General features: G+C 42.8%; 2 protein-coding genes. One reads left to right on the top strand and one right to left on the bottom strand.

Annotated features, from left to right (window positions below; all coding sequences use genetic code 11):
• Window positions 1-150: glycerophosphodiester phosphodiesterase family protein (locus tag IQR33_RS18850; RefSeq protein WP_265575795.1), on the top strand; the 150-nt coding region annotated here is incomplete at its 5' end.
• Window positions 151-185: 35 nt separating this feature from the next.
• Here IQR33_RS18850 and IQR33_RS18855 read toward each other — a convergent pair.
• A partial coding sequence (locus tag IQR33_RS18855) for a L,D-transpeptidase family protein (RefSeq protein ID WP_193843925.1) occupies window positions 186-470 on the bottom strand: 285 nt, incomplete at its 5' end.

A 470-nucleotide genomic window follows, 5' to 3' on the forward strand; every position in this document is an offset into this window, starting at 1 on the left:
ATTAACTGGGTTCGTACTCGCCAGATAAACAAACTCCAACAAGCCGGTTACAAAGTGATGTGCTATACGGTGAACAATCCAAATAAACTGAAATACCTACCTCAATTAGACGGTATTTTTAGTGATCATCCACAGCGCTTTATGCCATAGCCTATAAGAGCCAGAACATTAAAGGGGACCTTTTATTACCACTCAATCTGAATTGGTGTCCCCATCTCGACAAGCTGGATAAATTCGTCCATCTCCTCGTTGGTAATCGCAATACACCCATTAGTCCAATCAAAACTTTGGATGTAAATCGGCAACTGACTCTCACCGTTTTTTAAGCCATGAATTTTGATGTTCCCTCCAGGGGACACACCTCGGCGCTTCGCTTCCAACGTATCAATCGCATCAGGGTAACTGATATGCACAGAACGATAAAAAGCAGAGTCCTCTATAACATAATCTAGAGTGTATTCGCCCTCTGG

This window comes from Vibrio sp. OPT46 (genome assembly GCF_015163535.1).
GTDB classification, from domain to species: domain Bacteria; phylum Pseudomonadota; class Gammaproteobacteria; order Enterobacterales; family Vibrionaceae; genus Vibrio; species Vibrio alginolyticus.